The sequence below is a fragment of the Terrihabitans aquatilis genome, from assembly GCF_052542005.1.
Window position 1 is genome coordinate 386849 of record NZ_JBOCUO010000002.1, and the last position, 16975, is coordinate 403823.

The 16975-nt window shown below is 65.6% G+C and carries 21 protein-coding genes and 1 tRNA gene; 10 read left to right on the forward strand and 12 right to left on the reverse strand.

The annotated features are described in order from the left end of the window. Positions 1-27 precede the first annotated feature (27 nt). The 6 genes from ACQ6S1_RS07830 to aroA form a co-directional block, all read right to left on the reverse strand. Positions 28-375: a lipopolysaccharide assembly protein LapA domain-containing protein gene (locus tag ACQ6S1_RS07830; RefSeq protein WP_445040629.1), complete on the reverse strand. Its 348-nt coding sequence runs from the start codon at positions 373-375 to the stop codon at positions 28-30. Positions 376-383: 8 nt separating this feature from the next. Beyond that, positions 384-689: an integration host factor subunit beta gene (locus ACQ6S1_RS07835; protein WP_445040630.1), complete on the reverse strand. Its 306-nt coding sequence runs from the start codon at positions 687-689 to the stop codon at positions 384-386. A gap of 35 nt (positions 690-724) precedes the next feature. Next, a complete protein-coding gene (gene sppA / locus ACQ6S1_RS07840; protein ID WP_445040631.1) occupies positions 725-1684 on the reverse strand; it encodes a signal peptide peptidase SppA in 960 nt (319 codons plus the stop codon). Positions 1685-1785: 101 nt separating this feature from the next. Next, positions 1786-3510 carry a 30S ribosomal protein S1 gene (gene rpsA / locus ACQ6S1_RS07845; protein ID WP_445040632.1) on the reverse strand — a complete coding sequence of 575 codons (1725 nt, stop codon included), beginning with the start codon at positions 3508-3510 and terminating at the stop codon, positions 1786-1788. Positions 3511-3659: 149 nt separating this feature from the next. Next, entirely contained in the window at positions 3660-4295 is a 636-nt protein-coding gene (cmk, locus tag ACQ6S1_RS07850) for a (d)CMP kinase (RefSeq protein ID WP_445040633.1), read from the reverse strand. Further along, entirely contained in the window at positions 4292-5629 is a 1338-nt protein-coding gene (gene aroA / locus ACQ6S1_RS07855; protein WP_445040634.1) for a 3-phosphoshikimate 1-carboxyvinyltransferase, read from the reverse strand. Before aroA ends, cmk begins: the two co-directional genes overlap by 4 nt. A 140-nt stretch (positions 5630-5769) precedes the next feature. Between aroA and ACQ6S1_RS07860 the strand changes: the two genes are divergently transcribed. After that, positions 5770-6198, forward strand: coding sequence for a TIGR02300 family protein (locus ACQ6S1_RS07860; RefSeq protein WP_445041239.1), 429 nt, complete (start codon positions 5770-5772; stop codon positions 6196-6198). A 104-nt stretch (positions 6199-6302) separates the two neighbouring features. Next, a tRNA-Ala gene (locus tag ACQ6S1_RS07865) sits at positions 6303-6378 on the forward strand. Positions 6379-6521: 143 nt separating this feature from the next. Here ACQ6S1_RS07865 and ACQ6S1_RS07870 read toward each other — a convergent pair. Then, positions 6522-6989 (reverse strand): DUF411 domain-containing protein, encoded by a 468-nt coding sequence (locus ACQ6S1_RS07870; RefSeq protein ID WP_445040635.1) that lies wholly within the window; start codon positions 6987-6989, stop codon positions 6522-6524. An 85-nt stretch (positions 6990-7074) separates the two neighbouring features. Further along, a complete protein-coding gene (locus tag ACQ6S1_RS07875; protein ID WP_445040636.1) occupies positions 7075-7410 on the reverse strand; it encodes a hypothetical protein in 336 nt (111 codons plus the stop codon). Between the two features lie 133 nt (positions 7411-7543). On the opposite strand from ACQ6S1_RS07875, the gene ACQ6S1_RS07880 reads away from it, so the two are divergent. Further along, a complete protein-coding gene (locus tag ACQ6S1_RS07880) occupies positions 7544-7987 on the forward strand; it encodes a hypothetical protein (protein ID WP_445040637.1) in 444 nt (147 codons plus the stop codon). A gap of 23 nt (positions 7988-8010) precedes the next feature. Here the strand turns inward: ACQ6S1_RS07880 and ACQ6S1_RS07885 are convergent, their stop codons facing one another. After that, on the reverse strand, positions 8011-8907 hold the full coding sequence (locus ACQ6S1_RS07885; protein ID WP_445040638.1) for an alpha/beta hydrolase: 897 nt from the start codon (positions 8905-8907) through the stop codon (positions 8011-8013). Positions 8908-9066: 159 nt separating this feature from the next. Here ACQ6S1_RS07885 and ACQ6S1_RS07890 point away from each other — a divergent pair, with 159 nt between their 5' ends. Continuing rightward, positions 9067-9819 carry a sulfite exporter TauE/SafE family protein gene (locus ACQ6S1_RS07890; protein WP_445040639.1) on the forward strand — a complete coding sequence of 251 codons (753 nt, stop codon included), beginning with the start codon at positions 9067-9069 and terminating at the stop codon, positions 9817-9819. Here ACQ6S1_RS07890 and ACQ6S1_RS07895 read toward each other — a convergent pair whose 3' ends face one another. Next, positions 9820-10581, reverse strand: a complete 762-nt coding sequence (locus ACQ6S1_RS07895) for an ABC transporter permease (RefSeq protein ID WP_445040640.1) — start codon at positions 10579-10581, stop codon at positions 9820-9822. Then, positions 10578-11510, reverse strand: coding sequence for an ABC transporter ATP-binding protein (locus ACQ6S1_RS07900; RefSeq protein WP_445040641.1), 933 nt, complete (start codon positions 11508-11510; stop codon positions 10578-10580). The genes ACQ6S1_RS07895 and ACQ6S1_RS07900 overlap by 4 nt, the downstream gene beginning before the upstream one ends. Before the next feature lie 237 nt (positions 11511-11747). On the opposite strand from ACQ6S1_RS07900, the gene ACQ6S1_RS07905 reads away from it, so the two are divergent. Continuing rightward, positions 11748-12161, forward strand: coding sequence for an Hsp20 family protein (locus ACQ6S1_RS07905; RefSeq protein WP_445040642.1), 414 nt, complete (start codon positions 11748-11750; stop codon positions 12159-12161). A gap of 24 nt (positions 12162-12185) precedes the next feature. Further along, a complete protein-coding gene (locus tag ACQ6S1_RS07910) occupies positions 12186-12458 on the forward strand; it encodes a BQ00720 family protein (RefSeq protein ID WP_445040643.1) in 273 nt (90 codons plus the stop codon). Between the two features lie 9 nt (positions 12459-12467). Here the strand turns inward: ACQ6S1_RS07910 and hrcA are convergent, their stop codons facing one another. Continuing rightward, positions 12468-13556 carry a heat-inducible transcriptional repressor HrcA gene (gene hrcA, locus ACQ6S1_RS07915; RefSeq protein ID WP_445040644.1) on the reverse strand — a complete coding sequence of 363 codons (1089 nt, stop codon included), beginning with the start codon at positions 13554-13556 and terminating at the stop codon, positions 12468-12470. Positions 13557-13774: 218 nt separating this feature from the next. On the opposite strand from hrcA, the gene ACQ6S1_RS07920 reads away from it, so the two are divergent. From ACQ6S1_RS07920 to ACQ6S1_RS07935, 4 genes are all read left to right on the forward strand, one after another. Next, positions 13775-14686 (forward strand): amino acid ABC transporter substrate-binding protein, encoded by a 912-nt coding sequence (locus tag ACQ6S1_RS07920; protein WP_445040645.1) that lies wholly within the window; start codon positions 13775-13777, stop codon positions 14684-14686. Positions 14687-14770: 84 nt separating this feature from the next. Then, positions 14771-15502, forward strand: a complete 732-nt coding sequence (locus tag ACQ6S1_RS07925) for an amino acid ABC transporter permease (RefSeq protein ID WP_445040646.1) — start codon at positions 14771-14773, stop codon at positions 15500-15502. A 3-nt stretch (positions 15503-15505) separates the two neighbouring features. Continuing rightward, positions 15506-16198, forward strand: a complete 693-nt coding sequence (locus ACQ6S1_RS07930; RefSeq protein ID WP_445040647.1) for an amino acid ABC transporter permease — start codon at positions 15506-15508, stop codon at positions 16196-16198. A 9-nt stretch (positions 16199-16207) separates the two neighbouring features. Then, entirely contained in the window at positions 16208-16936 is a 729-nt protein-coding gene (locus ACQ6S1_RS07935) for an amino acid ABC transporter ATP-binding protein (protein ID WP_445040648.1), read from the forward strand. Positions 16937-16975: the final 39 nt, after the last annotated feature.

Genomic DNA, 16975 nt, shown 5'->3' on the forward strand with positions numbered 1-16975 from the left:
CGAAAACAATGGACGGCAAGACGCCGTTCACAGCCTCGGGCTCTCGCCCTGATAGGGCACCGGCAGCCCGCCGCTCGGCGCGGTCGCGCGGAGATTGGCCGTCTCTTCCTCCAGCCGACGCACCTCGTAGCGGCGGTCGCGCGCCTCGCGGCGATAGCGGCCCTGGCTCAGCCAGTCGGCGAACCCGCCGACCAGAAGCCCGATCCCCACCGACAGCAGGATCACGAGGAACAGCGGCAGCTGGATCGAATAGGCAGAGACTTCCGGCGAGAACGGGTCGAGCGACAACGTCACCGGCGTGCGGTTGGCCAGCGCCAGCACCACGAACAGCGCCGCCAGCGGAACAAGCACGAGTATCGTCAGCAAACGCCGCATCCGGTCCCTCAATCCTCGTCCGGCACGTCCGGTACGCCCGGATTGAGCCGTGATCGCATTTCCTTGCCGCTCTTGAAGAACGGCACCGCCTTCTCGGAAACCGAAACGTGCGCACCCGTGCGCGGGTTTCGTCCCATCCGCGCCGGCCGGCTCTTCACCGAAAACGCACCGAAGCCGCGCAGCTCCACCCGGTCGCCCCGCACCAGAGCGTCCGATATCGTTCCGAGGATGGCGTTGACGACGTTTTCGACATCGCGCTGATACAGATGCGGGTTGGCGGCCGCCACGCGGCTGACAAGCTCAGACTTGATCAAGCCACTCTCCCTAAACCATTGGTGGATATTATTTTTTATTTTACAACGGAAGGGTGCCAGATAGCCACGAGACCGTCAAGATCGCCCCGGTCCTCGGCGCGGATCTGCTGTGCAAGAACCGGCAGGCCGAGCCCGTCGGCCGCGGCGGCGGCAAGCCCCCGCGCCAGCCCGAGCTCCGACAGGCCGGAGGTCTCGGGCTTCCATTCCCGCACCGGCAGAGATCGCGAAACGTCCCGATTGTCCGCGAGCCAGGTCCGCGCCTCGTCCTCGCCGCCGATCTCGTCGACCAGTTCGAGATCGAGCGCCTGCCGCCCCGTGAAGGCACGCCCGTCCACCACGCGCGCCAGATTCTCGCCCTCGAGCCCGCGCCGCTCGGTCACCAGCGCCTTGAACCAGTCGAAGCTGTCCATCACCAGCGCCTGAAGCGCCGCCTCACCCTCGGGCGTCGTCGGCGTGAACATGCTCGGCGCGGCCTTCAGAGGCGCACTCTTCACCTCGTGCACGTTGACGCCGAGCTTGCCGAGCAGCCCGCTCGCCTCGGGATATTGCACCAGAACGCCGATCGAACCCGTCAGCGAGGTCTGCCGCGCCACGATGTGGTCGGCCGCAAGCGCCGCGACATAGCCGCCCGAGGCGGCCATGGAGCCCAGCACGGCCACCACGGGCTTCTTCGCGGCGATGGCGCGGATGTCGTGGTAGAGCTCCTCCGAGGCGGTGACGCCGCCGCCGGGGCTGTCGATTTCCAGCAGCACGGCCGCCGCGCGGCTGCGGGCGATCTCCTGCAGCATCTTGTGGCGCTTGTCGTTGCCCAGGATGACGCCGCTCAGCTGCACGCGCGCCACATGGGGCGTGCCCTTGCCGGGCTCGAAGCCGGACAGCTTCAGGCCGCCGAACACCAGCGCCAGCGCCGCGCATACGAGGGCCGCCACGCGCCAGAAGCTCACGCGCCGCCGCAGCCGCCTGCGCTCCACAATGCCATCCGCATCAAAGGCCATTCGCCGCTCCCATGTTCCGCGGGTCTTTTAAAGGCAAACGGCCCGCCCGGATATCCCCGGGCGGGCCGCTCATGGTCGCATCATGAAGACGGGCGCGAGGCTCAGTCTTCGTCCTGGTCTCCGGCCGCGCGCTGCTTGAGCGCTGCGCCGAGGATGTCGCCGAGCGACGCGCCCGAATCGGACGAGCCGTACTGCGCGATCGCTTCCTTCTCCTGCGCCATCTCCATCGCCTTGATGGAGAGAGCGACCTTGGAGGCCTTGCGGTCGAACTGCGTCACGCGGGCGTCGACATGCTGGCCCACGGTGAAGCGCTCGGGGCGCTGGTCCTGACGGTCGCGGGCGAGATCGCCGCGGCGGATGAAGGCGGTCAGCTCGGTCTCGAGGATCTTGACGTCGATGCCACCCTCGTTCACGGCCGTCACTTCAACGGTGACGATCGCGTTCTTGCGAAGCTCGCCGCTGCGGGCCTCGTCGAACGGATTGCCGCCAACCTGCTTCACGCCGAGCGAAATGCGCTCCTTCTCGACGTCCACATCGAGAACGACGGCCTTGACCATGTCGCCCTTCTTGTAGTCCTCGATGGCGACTTCGCCCGGACGGTTCCAGTCGAGATCCGACAGGTGAACCATGCCGTCGACATCGCCGTCGAGACCCAGGAACAGGCCGAACTCGGTCTTGTTCTTGACCTCGCCCTCGACCTCGGAGCCGACCTTGAACTGCTCGGCGAACGCTTCCCACGGGTTCTGCAGGGTCTGCTTGAGGCCCAGCGAGATGCGGCGCTTGGAAGCGTCGACCTCGAGCACCTGCACTTCGACTTCCTGCGACGAGGAGACGATCTTGCCGGGGTGCACGTTCTTCTTGGTCCACGACATTTCGGAAACGTGGATCAGGCCTTCGATGCCCGGCTCCAGCTCCACGAACGCGCCGTAATCGGTGATGTTTGTCACGCGGCCCGAGAAATTGGCCTCGACCGGATACTTGGCCTCGATGCCCTCCCACGGATCGGCGAGCAGCTGCTTCATGCCGAGCGAGATGCGGTGGGTTTCGTGGTTGATCTTGATGATCTTGACCTGCACCTGCTGGCCGATGGTCAGCACCTCGGTCGGGTGGTTGACGCGGCGCCATGCGATGTCGGTCACGTGCAGCAGGCCGTCGATGCCGCCGAGGTCCACGAACGCACCGTAATCGGTGATGTTCTTGACGACGCCGTCGATGACCTGACCCTCTTCGAGGTTCTGCACCAGTTCCTGACGCTGCTCGGCGCGGGTCTCTTCGAGAACCGTGCGGCGCGACACCACGATGTTGCCGCGGCGGCGGTCCATCTTGAGGATCTGGAACGGCTGCGGCATGCCCATCAGCGGGCCGACGTCGCGCACCGGACGGATGTCGACCTGCGAGCGCGGCAGGAACGCCACGGCGCCGTCGAGATCGACGGTGTAGCCGCCCTTGACCTGGTTGAAGATCACGCCTTCGACCTTCTGGCCGTCGTTGAAGGCCACTTCCAGCTTGACCCAGCTCTCTTCGCGGCGGGCCTTGTCACGGCTCAGCACCGCTTCGCCCATCGCGTTCTCGACGCGCTCGAGATAGACCTCGACCTCGTCGCCGACGCTCAGGCCGTGGTCACGGCCATGGCCACCGAATTCGCGAAGCGCGACGCGCCCCTCGGTCTTGAGACCGACGTCGACAACCGCGACATCCTTCTCGATAGCGGTGACGATGCCCTTGATGACGCTGCCTTCGGCAACATCGTGATCCTGGAAGCTGGCTTCGAGAAGCGCCGCGAAATCGTCGCGGGTCGGGTTGGCGGTGGTCGTCGTGGCGTTCATGTGGTGGCGATTTCCTTCAGCACCGGCGGTTCGTGTTGCAAAACGCCCCCATCCGCCGAAACTTGGACCGCCTCCTCGGAGGAGAACGGGCCGGCGCTCGGGCGGCGGATCGGGACGCATGATCTGTCCGGAAAAGATACGGGCCGCGCTCAGGCGCGATGCCGCGAACCCGCACCGTCGACAATGGCGACGGCGGCCCGGAACGCCGCTTCTATATCCATTCTGGTTGTATCGAGCAAGCGGGCGTCGTCGGCCGGCCGCAGCGGCGCCACCGAACGCCCCGAATCCCGGGCGTCGCGGGCGCGGATATCGGCCAGCACGGTTTCATAGGTAATGGCATCGCCGCGCGCCGCAAGCTCGCAATGGCGCCGCCGCGCCCGTTCCTCGGGATCAGCCGTCACGAACACCTTCACCTCGGCGTGCGGGCAGATCACCGTGCCGATGTCGCGGCCGTCCAGCACCGCGCCGGGCGCCTGGGCGGCGAAATCGCGTTGCAGCGCCACCAGGGCCTGGCGCACCCCAGGATGGGCCGCGACGACAGACGCCGCCTCCCCCATTTCCGGGCCACGCAGATCGTCGCCGTCGAGCGTCGACACGTCCAGCGACCGCGCCATCTCCTCCGCGCGGATCGCGTCCGCCAGATCGAGCCCGGCCGCCCGCACCGCCCGCGCCACGCCGCGATAGAGCAGCCCCGTATCGAGATGGGCGAAGCCGTAATGCGCCGCCAGCCGCTTGCCGAGCGTGCCTTTGCCCGAGGCGGCGGGCCCGTCGATCGCGATGATCATGCGGCAGAGATCTCCGCGCCGAGCCCACTCATCAGGGGGCCGAAGGCCGGGAAACTGGTCGCGATCATGGCGCCGTCGTCGATCGTCACCGGCCCGTCGGCCGCGAGCCCCATCACCAGGAAGCTCATGGCGATGCGGTGGTCGAGATGGGTCGCCACCGGCCCGCCGCCGGGCACCGTGCCGCCCTCCACGATGAGGTCGTCGCCCTCGATGCGCGCCGTCACGCCGCACAGCGCCAGGCCATCGGCCACGGCCGCCAGGCGGTCGCTTTCCTTGACGCGCAGCTCGCCCAGCCCGCGCATGATCGTGGTGCCGGAGGCGAACGCCGCCGCCACCGCCAGCACCGGGTATTCGTCGATCATCGAGGGCGCGCGCTCGGGCGGCACCTCGACGCCCGTCAGCCGCGAGCCGCGCACGCGCAGGTCCACCACGTTCTCGCCGCCCTCGTAACGGCGCTCCAGCACCTCGATATCGGCGCCCATTTCGAGCAGCGTGGTCAGGAGGCCCGTGCGCAGCGGATTGTCCATCATCCCCTCGATGACGACGTCCGAGCCCGGCACGATCAGGGCCGCCACCAGGGGAAACGCCGCCGACGACGGATCGGCCGGCACGCTCACATGGGCGGCCTTCAGCTCGGGCCGGCCCTCCAGCACCACGCGGCGGCCATGGCCCTCCTCGGTCACGCTGATGTCGGCGCCGAAATGCGCCATCATCTTTTCGGTGTGGTCGCGCGTCGCCTCGCGTTCGATCACGATCGTGCGGCCGGGCGAATTGAGGCCGGCAAGCAGCACCGCCGATTTCACCTGCGCGGAAGGCACCGGCGTCTCATAGGTCAGGGGGATGGGGTCGCGCGTGCCGGCCAGCGTCAGCGGCAGGCGTCCGCCCTCGGCCGCGTCCATCACATTCGCGCCCATCTGCACCAGCGGGTCGAGCACACGGCGCATCGGGCGCTTGCGCAGGCTGGCATCGCCGTCGAACACGGCGCTGATGCCATGCCCGGCCACCACGCCCATCATCAGGCGCGCGCCGGTGCCGGCATTGCCGAAATCGAGCGGCTCGTCCGGCGGCAGCAGCGCGCCCACGCCCATTCCGTGCACGCTCCATCTGCCCTCGCCGTGGCGCGTCACCGTCGCGCCGAGAGCGGCGCAGGCCCGGCCGGTCGCCAGCACGTCCTCGCCCTCCAGCAATCCCTCGATCGTGGTCTCGCCCACGGCCAGCAGGCCGAACAGCATCGCGCGATGCGAGATGGATTTGTCTCCCGGCACGCGAACACGGCCCGACAGGGGGCCGGAGCGGCGCGCCGAAAGGGGCGAGGGCTCGTTGTGATGGGACATGACCGCCAAAGGTTCGTGGAAAAACCGTGAGCCTCTAGCACGCGAGCGCTCTTGCCGCCAACAATGGCCGCCTCTACTTGACACATCAGGATTGGCGCTGCATGGAGCGCCTCAACCCAGACAATCATCGGTATCTCTTCGTGGCCAAACCCGAACTCGGCACCAAGCGTGTCTGTCCCGTGACGGGGCGCAAATTCTACGATCTCAACAAGAACCCCATCATCTCGCCCTATACGGGCATGGTGGTTCCGGTTGCGGCGCTCGTCACCACGGCCGCCGCCGCCCGCAGCGCCGCGCGCGCCGAGCCGAAGGACACCCGTCCCGATGCCGGCGAGGAGTTGCTGGACGATGAGGCCGGCGATGTCGAACTGGTCAGCCTCGAAGACGCCGATCAGGACGAGAACGCCTCCGGCAAGAAGGCGCCCGCGGCCGACGAGGATCTCGAGATCGAGGACGATATCCCCGACGACGACGATTCCGACGACGACACCTTCCTCGAGGAAGACGAGGAAGGCTCCGACGTCTCCGATCTGATCGATCCCGACCTCGCCAACGATGAAGAGGCTTGAGGTCGCCGCGCTTTTGTGGTTCTAGAGCACCCGTCCGGCGCGGCTGAGCCGAATCGGACGGCGGACTACCCCGGCATCATCCAACAGCCGGCGGCAAAAGGTTTGGGGCCATAGCTCAGTTGGTAGAGCGCTTCAATGGCATTGAAGAGGTCAGCGGTTCGATTCCGCTTGGCTCCACCATCTCCCTGAAATCTGCGGCTCGGCTTATCGGGCACTTCGTTTTGGCTTCTGTCGAGCTATCGATGGGTCGATGCCTGCCCATCCTCGCTTTACCGCGAGCGAGCCAGCCGAAAAGATAGCTGAATCAGCCCCACTCGATCAGCCTACGGATGGCGCGCGAACGTCGTGCGGCCCTCGGCGCCGAACAGCACGACCTCATAGGGATCGCGCTGCGATCCCGCCTCCATGCCCGGAGAGCCCATCGGCATTCCGGGCACGGCGATGCCCCGCGCCGCCGGCCGCTCCGCCAGAAGACGCCGCACGTCCTCCGCCGGCACATGCCCTTCGATCGCATAGCCCTCGATCACGGCCGTGTGGCACGAGTGCAGATCGGCCGGGATGCCCAGAGCCGTCTTCAGCGGCACGACGTCGTCGAGAAGGCGGTCGTTCACCGTGAAGCCGGCAGCGCGCATGTGATCGATCCAGCCGCCGCAGCAGCCGCATTGCGGCGACCGCGCCACGTCGATCACCGCCTGCCCCGCTTCCACCCGCAGGCTCAAGGCCGCAAGCGACACGGCCGCAAGACCGCCGGCCGCCAGTCCGAGCACCGCGCGGCGGGTGAGTATCGTCATCGCCCTCTCCTCGAATGTGACACCGTTTCGCCTGTTCTAACCGCACGGGTCGGCCGGCCGCGATACCGGGAAAGCCCGTTTTGGGCTAATCGCTCTTCGCCGGCCAGCCGATTGTCCGCGCCCACCAGCGCCGAAGCCGCACCCATTGCCGTTCCAGCCAAATCAGGAACAGGCCCACCGGCTTTCTCAGGAACGGCACGTCCTGCGCGATCAGCAACAGGCCGATGGGGAAGAACTCCAGCCCCACCACCGGCAGGAACCAGAAGAAGCCCGCGATGATGCACAGCACGCCCGCCGGGATGCGTATCCAGCGCGATGCGGGATCGCGCAGCCAGCGCAGCGCCCGCGCCACCTTGTCCGGCACTTCCTGCTCCAGCCCGTCATAGGCCCGGTCGAGAATTTTCTGGCCGTCCTCACTCATCGCGCTTCCCGGAACAGGGCTTCCCGGAGAGATAATCGCGGAGGGCGGCCGCTTGCCACCCTGAAGATCGCTCGCCATAAAATCGTGATCAACGATGACTGAGCCTCAGCGACCAAATTCTTTCGCGGACGAGGTGAGCACCCTCTTCGCCTTCTACCGGCTGGGGCGCCGTTCCCTGGACGAGGTCATGTCCTTCTTCGAAGAGAGGCTGGACGCCACCTCCCGTGCCTCGTGGTTCGACCTCGTGGCGGCCGACGATGCGGTGGGCAGAAAGGCTTCCGCCGAGCTCATCTTTTCAGAGCGAAACCTGAGCAGCCTGTGCGATGCCGACGTGCATCGGCTTCAGGCAGGCGGCGTATGCAGGGAGATCCTGTCTCACAAACGTACCCTTCGTTCGGGAGCAGGCCTGATCAGCGAAGCACTCGCAAGAGAACCGGATTGCGGTGCGGTCGAGCTGGAGGGATTTGCCTTACTGTTCGACGAGTATGCGTGGGAAACGGACGGCCGCAATCCCCGGCAGATTGATCAAGCCGTTATGGAAGAAGCCGGGCGGTTTCTGAGCAATCAAGGGCGCTGAGCCGCCCCTTCGGCCAAAAACCCTCACGGCCGCTTCAGCGCCTGTGACACGCTCCACGAAAACCCCGGGCCGATCGAGCTTCGGTGGTCACGGTCCGAGATGATCGTGGACGTCACCCTGAGCCCGCTATACCCGCGCGACAGCAGACGCGCCTCGAATTCGTTCATGCCCGCGATCATGTCGCGCGTCTTGCCTCGGCGGCCTTTCTCGTAGCGTGCGATTTCCTTGCCGCCGACATAGAGAAACACCCGGGCGTCGAGCGCCTTGGCACGCGTCGCATAGGCCTCCTCGAAGCCGTAGATCGCCTTGTCGCCGAACCAGAACGACGGGCTGCCCAGCAGATAGGTCTGGAACAGTTCGGGTTCCGTCAGCAGGATGCGCGCGCCCAGCAGGCCGCCATAGGAATGGCCCCAATAGATCCGGCGGGCGGGGTCGATCCGGTAATGCGCCGCGATATGCTTCAGCACCACGTCGCGGATATAGGTCTGATAGGCCTCGGCCTCGCCGTAGATGGGGCTGCGCGCCTTCAGCGAGACGGGGGTGTAATCGCGGCGGCGGCTGTCCTCACGGGTCTCGCCCTCCGCATAGGACAGGCCGACGACGATCGGCTCCACGTCGATCTCCCCGGCCTCCGCCAGCCGGCGCGGCTCGCAGCCGAGCTTCGGGGACGACCACCCTCCATCCGCCATCACCAGCAAGGGATAGGTCCGTGTGCTCTCGGCATAGCCGGCGGGCAGGCTCACATAGATTTCGTATTTCCGGCCCGAGACCGGGTCGGGCATCGGCACGGTCACCGAAGCCTCGGCCGGGCAGGCCTCCCTCGCGGTCGCGGGCGCGGCCACCAGCAGCAGCGCGGCGCCCAGCAGGGCCATGGCAAGATGCCCCGGCCCGCCTCCTCGCAGGGTTCGAAAATCGTGCATTGCGGGCATCCTTCAGGGCTCGCCGGGCGGCGCGGTCGTGCCAATACGACAGGAACAGGCAAAGCCCAAGCCTGATCTGCCCATGCGGATAACGGTAAAACCGCACGCCGTCTCACATCCGGCTTGATCGGCGGGCCCTGCGGTCGTACGCCGCAGGTCATGATCACCGATGTCGGCTTTTACGTCGTCGCCATCCCCGCCGTCATCCTGCTTGGCCTCGGCAAGGGCGGCTTCTCCGGGCTGGGGGCGCTGTCCCTTCCCATCCTCGCGCTTCAGATCTCGCCGCTCGCGGGCGCGGCCATCATGCTGCCCATCCTCATGGTGCAGGATGTCGTCACGCTGTGGGCCTATTGGGGCAAATGGGACTGGCCCAATCTGCGGGCGCTGTTCCCGGGGGCGGTCATCGGCCTGTTCATCGCCTATCTGATCGCGGCCTACATCTCGGACGCCATGCTGCAGCTGACGCTCGGCACCATCTGCGTCATCTTCGGTGCCCGCCATTTCCTGACGGCCGCCGACGCCCCGCCCCGCCCGCGCAGCGATGCGGCCGGCGTGTTCTGGGGCGTGCTCACGGGCATCAGCAGCATGATCGCCAACAATGGCGGCCCACCGGCGCAGATCTACCTCACGCCGCAGCGTCTCCCGCGCGAGGTCTATGTCGGCACCATGGCGCTTCTGTTCACCGTGGTGAACTGGCTGAAGATCCCGCCCTTCATGGCGCTCGGCCAGTTCTCGGAGCGTTCGCTGACCACGTCGGCGGTCCTGATGCCGCTCGCCATCGCCTCGGCCTGGGCGGGCGTGCTGCTGGTGCGCCGCACCTCGCCCCAGCATTTCTACAAGGTCATCTACGGCCTGATGGTCCTCGTCGGGCTGAAGCTGGTGTGGGACGGCGCGAGCGCCGTCCTCGCCTGATCACGGCTTGATCCGATACCCGGTCTTGAAGATCCACCGCACCGCCAGAAGGCAGGCGATCAGGAACACGAACGTCATCGCGAAGCTGATGCCCACTCCAATGTCGGACTGGCCGTAGAAGCTCCAGCGGAAGCCCGAGACGAGATAGACCACCGGGTTTGCCAAGGTCACCGTCTGCCAGAACGGCGGCAGCATGTCGATCGAGTAGAAACTGCCGCCCAGAAAGGTCAGCGGCGTCACCACGAGGGCGGGCACCAGCTGCAATTTCTCGAACCCGTCGGCCCACACCCCGATGATGAAGCCGAACAGGCTGAACGTCACCGAGGTCAGGATGAGGAACGCCACCATCCAGAACGGGTGGTCGATGCTGAAATCCACGAACAGCCGCGCCGTCGCGAGGATGATGAGGCCGAGGATCACCGATTTCGTCGCCGCCGCGCCCACATAGCCCATCACCAGCTCGAACGGCGAGACGGGGGCCGACAGCACCTCGTAGATCGTGCCCGAGAAGCGCGGCATGTAGATGCCGAACGAGGCGTTCATGATGCTTTGCGTCAGCAGTGCCAGCATCACGAGGCCGGGCACGATGAACGCGCCGTAGCTGACGCCGTCGATCGCGTTCATATGGCCGCCGATGGCCGAGCCGAACACCACGAAATAGAGCGCGGTCGAGATCACGGGCCCGGCGATGCTCTGCAGCTTCGTGCGCCACATCCGCGACATCTCGAAAAGATAGATGGCCTTCACGCCGTGATAATTCATGCCCGGCCTCCCCCGACCAGACCGACGAAGATCTCCTCCAGCGAGGATTGGTGCGTCTGGATGTCCTTGATCTCGATACGGCTCTCGTCGAGCCGGCGCAGCAGGTCGCTGATCCCGTTGTCCTCCGCCTCGGCGTCGAACGTGAAGACGAGGTCCTCGCCGTTTTCCGAAAGCGCGAGCCCGCTGCCGTCCAGCGCCTGCGGGATCACGTCCAGCGGCGCTTTCAAATGGACGATGAGCTGCTTCTTGCCGAGCTGGCGCATCAGGGCGCTCTTGTTCTCGACAAGGATGATCTCGCCGCCCCGGATCACGCCGATCCGGTCGGCCATCTCCTCGGCTTCCTCGATGTAATGCGTGGTCAGGATGATGGTCACGCCGCGTTCGCGCAGGCCGCGCACCATCTCCCACATGTCGCGCCGCAGCTCCACGTCGACGCCGGCCGTCGGCTCGTCGAGGAACAGGATGCGCGGCTCGTGCGACAGCGCCTTGGCGATCATCACCCGGCGCTTCATGCCGCCCGACAGCGCCATGATGCGGGTGTCCTTCTTGTCCCACAGCGAGAGCGTGCGCAGGATCTCTTCGAGATAGGCCGGGTTCGGCGCCTTGCCGAACAGGCCGCGGCTGAACGCCACCGTCGTCCACACCGTTTCCCAGAGGTCGGTGGTCAGTTCCTGCGGCACGAGGCCGATCGTGGAGCGCGCCGCCCGGTAATCCTTCAGGATGTCGTGGCCATCGGCCAGCACCTGGCCGGTCGAGGCGTTGACGATGCCGCAGATGATGCTGATGAGGGTGGTCTTGCCCGCGCCGTTGGGCCCGAGCAATGCGAAGATCTCGCCCTGTTTGATGTCGAGATCGATGCGCTTGAGGGCCTGGAAGCCCGAGGCATAGGTCTTGCTGACGCCGGAAACCTGGATGATCGGCTGCTGCATGGGAGGGGTGCTGTTCCGTGGAAGGTCCGCCCCATATGGGTGCGCCCGGCCGGATCGGTAGTCCTACTATGGGCACACGCGTTCGTGCATCGGCGCACACGGGCACTTGATCGGCGCACGCATCGGCACACTTGCAAGCGGCCCCGTTCTCCCCAAATTCTAGGGCAACGAGAGATGCCGCTTTCCGGGTCTCACCTTCCCAAAGCTGCTTTCCGAAAGGGCTTTGACGTGACGCGCATGACTTCCCTCTCAAGCCCGCTATTGCTGGGCTTCGAGGACATCGAACGGGCCATCGGCCGCTCCACGAGGAGCGGAGACGGCTACCCGCCCTACAATGTGGAGCGGCTGCCGGCCGAGGCCGAGGTCCCGGAGCGCATCCGCATCACGCTGGCGGTCGCCGGCTTCAAGCCGGAAGAGCTGACGGTCACGATCGAGGATGGCCAGCTCGCCATCCGCGGCCGCCAGACCGAGGAAGCACCGAGAATGTTCCTGCATCGCGGCATTGCCGCGCGCCAGTTCCAGCGCGTCTTCGTGCTGGCGGAGGGGATGGACGTCCTCGCCGCGGACCTGTCGCACGGCCTTTTGACCATCGATCTCGCCCGGCCGGAGCCCGCGCGCACCGTCCGAAAGATCGACATTGCGGCCCGCTAGTACGGGGCCGGGAGGCGTACCATCATGATCGACACCAGCAAGACCAACACGTCCGGCCACAGCATGTTCACCGATGCCCAGCTCGCGGGTCTCGGCGACGGCAAGATCGCTTACGTGCGCGCCATGCTATCGGAGGAGGTCAACCGGCTGTTCCCGCAGGCTCCGGACCTCGAGCCGGGCATGCAGCTGTTCGCCCTTCTCGGCGCGGACGGCACGCCCATCCTGCTGACGGATTCGCTGGAGGCCGCCTTCGCCAATGCCTGGGAGCACGAGCTGGAAACCGTCAGCCTGCACTGAGACGGCGGCTCAATTCTCTCCCACCAGCCGGCCGACCAGGCGCGCGGTATAGTCCACCATCGGCACGATCCGGGCATAGTTCAGCCGGGTCGGGCCGATCACGCCGAGCACGCCCACGATCTGCTGGCGCCGGTCGCGGAACGGCGCCGCGATCATCGACGAGCCGGACAGCGAGAACAATTTGTTCTCCGAGCCGATGAAGATCCGCACGCCGTCCGCCGTCTCGGCCCGGCCCAGGAGCTCGATCACCTCTTTCTTGCTTTCGAGATCGTCCAGCAGCAGCCGCACGCGCTCCAGATCTTCCAGCGCCCTGAGGTCGCCCAGAAGGTTTGCCTGTCCGCGCACGATCAGGCGGCGCTGATCCCCGTCCCCCTCGCCCCAATCCGCAAGCCCCGCCTCCACCAGCCCCGCCGTCAGGTCGTTCAGCTCCGCGGAGGCTGCGATGCGCGCCGCCTCGATCTCGGCGCGCGCCTCCAGAAGCGTGCGCCCGCGCACCCGCGCATTGAGAAAATTGCTGGCCTCCACCAGCGCCGACGCGGGCAGTCCAAGCGGCAGGGGCAGCAGCCGATTCTCCACCGACCCGTCCTCCGCCACCAGCACGACGAGCGCCCGGCGGGGTTCGAGCTGAACGAATTCGATGTGCTTCAGCCGCACGTCCTGCTTGCTGGTCAGCACCACGCCCGCCCCGCGCGACACGCCCGACAGCAGCGTCGAGGCTTGCGACAGGATATCCTCCACCGACCGCGACCGGTTCGAGCCTGCGACCTCGGCCTCGATCGAACGGCGCTCGGTCTCCGACACGTCGCCGAACTCAAGCATCGCATCGACGAAGAAGCGCAGTCCGGTTTCGGTCGGCAGGCGGCCCGCACTGGTGTGCGGAGCATGGATGAGGCCCAGATTTTCCAGATCCGCCATAACGTTGCGCACGGATGCCGGCGACAGGGGCGCCGACAGCACGCGTGACAGATTGCGCGACCCCACGGGCTCCCCGGTGAGAAGATAGGAATCGACGATCTGGCGGAAGATCTCGCGCGAACGCTCGCTCAGATCGGACAGTGCGAAACCCGCATCCTCGGCTGGCACACGATTGCGCGGCACGTTTTCTCCTCCGGTCCGTTGCCCGTTACAGATATTGGTGCAACCGGGCCAAATCCACGCCGTTGTTCACTTTGGAATGATTTATGCTTCGTCTGGGGAAACCCCCTCTGGACAGGGATGCAGAAGACGGGGCACGATCTGACCAGGCCATGAGCAAGGCCAAAAATCAGGCATAAGCGCTCGAAAAATCGGGCATAAACGCCGAACCAGGAGAGAACATGCGCAAGGGACGTCTCTTTCTCATTGTGGCTGCCGCCATCGGGCTCACCGCCCCGGCCGGCGCCCAGGAACTCACCGGCACCCTTCAGAAGATCAAGGAACGCGGCACGATCACGATCGGCCATCGCGATTCCTCGATCCCGTTCTCGTACTACGACGACAAGCAGCAGGTCGTGGGATACGCGCATGAACTGTGCCTGAAGATCGCCGATGCGGTTAAGGCCGAGCTGAACGAGCCCAATTTGAAGGTTGCCCTGAACCCGGTCACCTCCGCGACCCGCATCCCGCTGATCGCCAACGGCACGGTCGATCTCGAATGCGGCTCGACCACCAACAATCTCGAGCGCCAGAAGCAGGTCGCCTTCACCATCACGCACTTCGTGACGGCGAACCGCTTCGTGTCCAAGAAGTCCAACAACTTCAAGACCGTAGCCGACCTCAAGGGCAAGACCGTCGTCTCCACCGCCGGCACGACCAACATCAAGCAGATCAACGAGATGAACACCGAGCAGAACCTCGGCATGCGCATCATCCCGGCCAAGGACCACGCCGAGGCGTTCCTCATGGTCGAGACCGATCGCGCCGCCGCGTTCGTGATGGACGACATCCTGCTCGCCAGCCTCGCGGCCAACGCCAAGGATCCCTCGCTCTACGTGATCTCCGAGGACGCTCTGTCCACCGAGCCCTACGGCATCATGCTCCGCAAGGACGACCCGGCCTTCAAGAAGGTCGTCGATGAGGCCATGACCAAGATCTACACGAGCGGCGAGATCAACGGCATCTACGACAAATGGTTCACGCAGCCGATTCCGCCCCGCGGCATCAACCTGAACCTGCCCGTCGGCGAAGCCTTCAAGAAGGTCATTGCAAATCCGACGGATTCCGGTGATCCGAAGGATTATCAGAACTGATCCCGCGTTCGGTATGAACCCGAGCCATCCTTACCGGCACCAGGCGCTTTGCGCGCCTGGTGCCTTTTCGTCAGAGCACCGGGCATGAGCTACAACTGGAACTGGAACATCTTCTGGGAGCTCTCGCCCGAGGGCAACGGCACCTATCTGGACCTGCTGTTCCACGGCCTTTGGATAACTCTTCAGGTCTCCATAATCGCCTGGATCATCGCGCTCGTTCTGGGCACAGGCATCGGCATCCTGCGCACCCTGCCCTCCCGCATCGGCCAGACGCTGGGCACCGCCTACGTCGAGTTCTTCCGCAACATCCCATTGCTGGTGCAGCTTTTTCTCTGGTATTTCGTGCTGCCGGAGCTGTTGCCGAGCGCCGCCGGAACCTGGCTGAAGCAACTTCCGTATTCGGCCTTCTACACCTCGGTCGTCGGTCTCGGCCTGTTCACCTCGGCCCGCGTCGCGGTGCAGGTCCAGGCGGGCATCCAATCCCTGCCGAGGGGCCAGTCCCAGGCGGCCACAGCGCTCGGCTGCACCACCTATCAGACCTATCGCTACGTGCTGCTGCCACGCGCCGTGCGCATCATCCTGCCGCCGCTGACGTCGGAATTCCTCAACCTCATCAAGAACTCCTCGGTGGCGCTGACGATCGGCCTGCTTGAGCTCACGGCCCGGGCCCGTTCCATGCAGGAATATTCCTTCCAGGTCTTCGAAGCCTTCACCGCGGCGACGATCCTGTACCTCATCGTCAATCTCATCGTCGTCACCGGCATGCGCGTCGTCGAGCGCCGGCTCGCCGTCCCCGGCATGATCGCGGAGCGCTAAGGCATGTTCGCCGATTTCGATTTCGACGTCATCCGCCGCTCGCTCGGCTATCTGTTCTTCGAAGGCATGACCTTCACCCTGACCCTGACGGTGCTCGCCTCCGTCATGGGCATAGCCTTGGGCACATTGCTGGCCATCGGCCGCCTGGCCGGCCCCTCCTGGATCGCCATTCCGATCACCGGCTATGTGAACTTCATCCGCTCGCTGCCGCTCGTCCTCGTCATCTTCTGGTTCTACTTCCTCGTTCCCTATATCGGGCAATGGATCACGGGGTCGCCGCGGCCCATCCAAGTCGGCGCATTTGCATCGACGCTCCTCACCTTCACCCTGTTCGAGGCGGCCTATTTCTCCGAGATCATGCGGGCGGGCATCCAGTCCATACCCAGGGGGCAGGTCTCAGCCGGCTACGCCATGGGCCTCACCTATCCCCAGGTCATGCGCTACGTCGTCCTGCCTCAGGCGTTCCGCAACATGCTGCCGCTCCTCCTCACCCAGACGATCGTGCTGTTCCAGGACACCTCGCTCGTCTACGTGCTGTCGATCACCGACTTCCTCGGCGCCGCCTCCAAGATAGCCCAGCGCGATGGCCGGCTCGTGGAGATGTATCTGTTCGCGGCCGTCGTCTATTTCGTGATCTCCTTCATCCTTTCCCGGCTCGTGAAGCGTCTTCAGACGCGGATCGCCGTTCCCCGCTGAGGCCTCGCCATGATCGAAATCCGCAATGTCGACAAATGGTATGGCAATTTCCAGGTCCTGACCGATTGCACCACCAACATCGCCAAGGGCGATGTCGTCGTGGTCTGCGGCCCGTCGGGCTCGGGCAAATCCACCCTCATCAAGACCGTGAACGCCCTGGAGCCGATCCAGAAGGGCGAGATCTTCGTCGACGGCATCAAGGTCAACGATCCGAAGACCAACCTGCCCAAGCTTCGTTCGCGCGTCGGCATGGTGTTCCAGCATTTCGAGCTGTTCCCCCACCTCTCCATCACCGACAATCTGGCGCTCGCCCAGCGCAAGGTCTTGGGCCGTGGCAAGGAGGAGGCCGTCGCCACCGGCCACACCCTGCTGAAGCGGGTCGGGCTCGAGGCGCATGCCCACAAATTCCCGGGCCAGCTCTCCGGCGGCCAGCAGCAGCGCGTCGCCATCGCGCGCGCCTTGGCGATGAACCCCATCGCGATGCTGTTCGACGAGCCCACTTCGGCGCTCGATCCGGAGATGATCTCGGAGGTGCTCGACATCATGGTCCAGCTGGCCCACGAGGGCATGACCATGATGGTCGTCACCCACGAAATGGGCTTTGCCCGCAAGGTGGCCAACCGAGTCATATTCATGGACGGCGGCCAGATCGTGGAGGACGCCGACAAGGACGAGTTCTTCAACACCGAGCGTTCGCCGCGCGCCCAGCAATTCCTCTCGAAGATCCTCGATCACTGAGGCTGCCGCTATCCTCTGCCTTGCCCCCGGCCAAAGGCT

Coding starts and splice junctions, on each gene's coding strand:
- ACQ6S1_RS07830 (WP_445040629.1), bottom strand. CDS start 375: ATGCGGCGTTTGCTGACGATACTCGTGCTTGTTCCGCTGGCGGCGCTG.
- sppA (WP_445040631.1), bottom strand. CDS start 1,684: ATGGCCTTTGATGCGGATGGCATTGTGGAGCGCAGGCGGCTGCGGCGG.
- rpsA (WP_445040632.1), bottom strand. CDS start 3,510: ATGAACGCCACGACGACCACCGCCAACCCGACCCGCGACGATTTCGCG.
- cmk (WP_445040633.1), bottom strand. CDS start 4,295: ATGATCATCGCGATCGACGGGCCCGCCGCCTCGGGCAAAGGCACGCTC.
- aroA (WP_445040634.1), bottom strand. CDS start 5,629: ATGTCCCATCACAACGAGCCCTCGCCCCTTTCGGCGCGCCGCTCCGGC.
- ACQ6S1_RS07870 (WP_445040635.1), bottom strand. CDS start 6,989: ATGACGATACTCACCCGCCGCGCGGTGCTCGGACTGGCGGCCGGCGGT.
- ACQ6S1_RS07875 (WP_445040636.1), bottom strand. CDS start 7,410: ATGAGTGAGGACGGCCAGAAAATTCTCGACCGGGCCTATGACGGGCTG.
- ACQ6S1_RS07885 (WP_445040638.1), bottom strand. CDS start 8,907: ATGCACGATTTTCGAACCCTGCGAGGAGGCGGGCCGGGGCATCTTGCC.
- ACQ6S1_RS07890 (WP_445040639.1), top strand. CDS start 9,067: ATGATCACCGATGTCGGCTTTTACGTCGTCGCCATCCCCGCCGTCATC.
- ACQ6S1_RS07895 (WP_445040640.1), bottom strand. CDS start 10,581: ATGAATTATCACGGCGTGAAGGCCATCTATCTTTTCGAGATGTCGCGG.
- ACQ6S1_RS07900 (WP_445040641.1), bottom strand. CDS start 11,510: ATGCAGCAGCCGATCATCCAGGTTTCCGGCGTCAGCAAGACCTATGCC.
- ACQ6S1_RS07905 (WP_445040642.1), top strand. CDS start 11,748: ATGACTTCCCTCTCAAGCCCGCTATTGCTGGGCTTCGAGGACATCGAA.
- ACQ6S1_RS07910 (WP_445040643.1), top strand. CDS start 12,186: ATGATCGACACCAGCAAGACCAACACGTCCGGCCACAGCATGTTCACC.
- ACQ6S1_RS07920 (WP_445040645.1), top strand. CDS start 13,775: ATGCGCAAGGGACGTCTCTTTCTCATTGTGGCTGCCGCCATCGGGCTC.
- ACQ6S1_RS07925 (WP_445040646.1), top strand. CDS start 14,771: ATGAGCTACAACTGGAACTGGAACATCTTCTGGGAGCTCTCGCCCGAG.
- ACQ6S1_RS07930 (WP_445040647.1), top strand. CDS start 15,506: ATGTTCGCCGATTTCGATTTCGACGTCATCCGCCGCTCGCTCGGCTAT.
- ACQ6S1_RS07935 (WP_445040648.1), top strand. CDS start 16,208: ATGATCGAAATCCGCAATGTCGACAAATGGTATGGCAATTTCCAGGTC.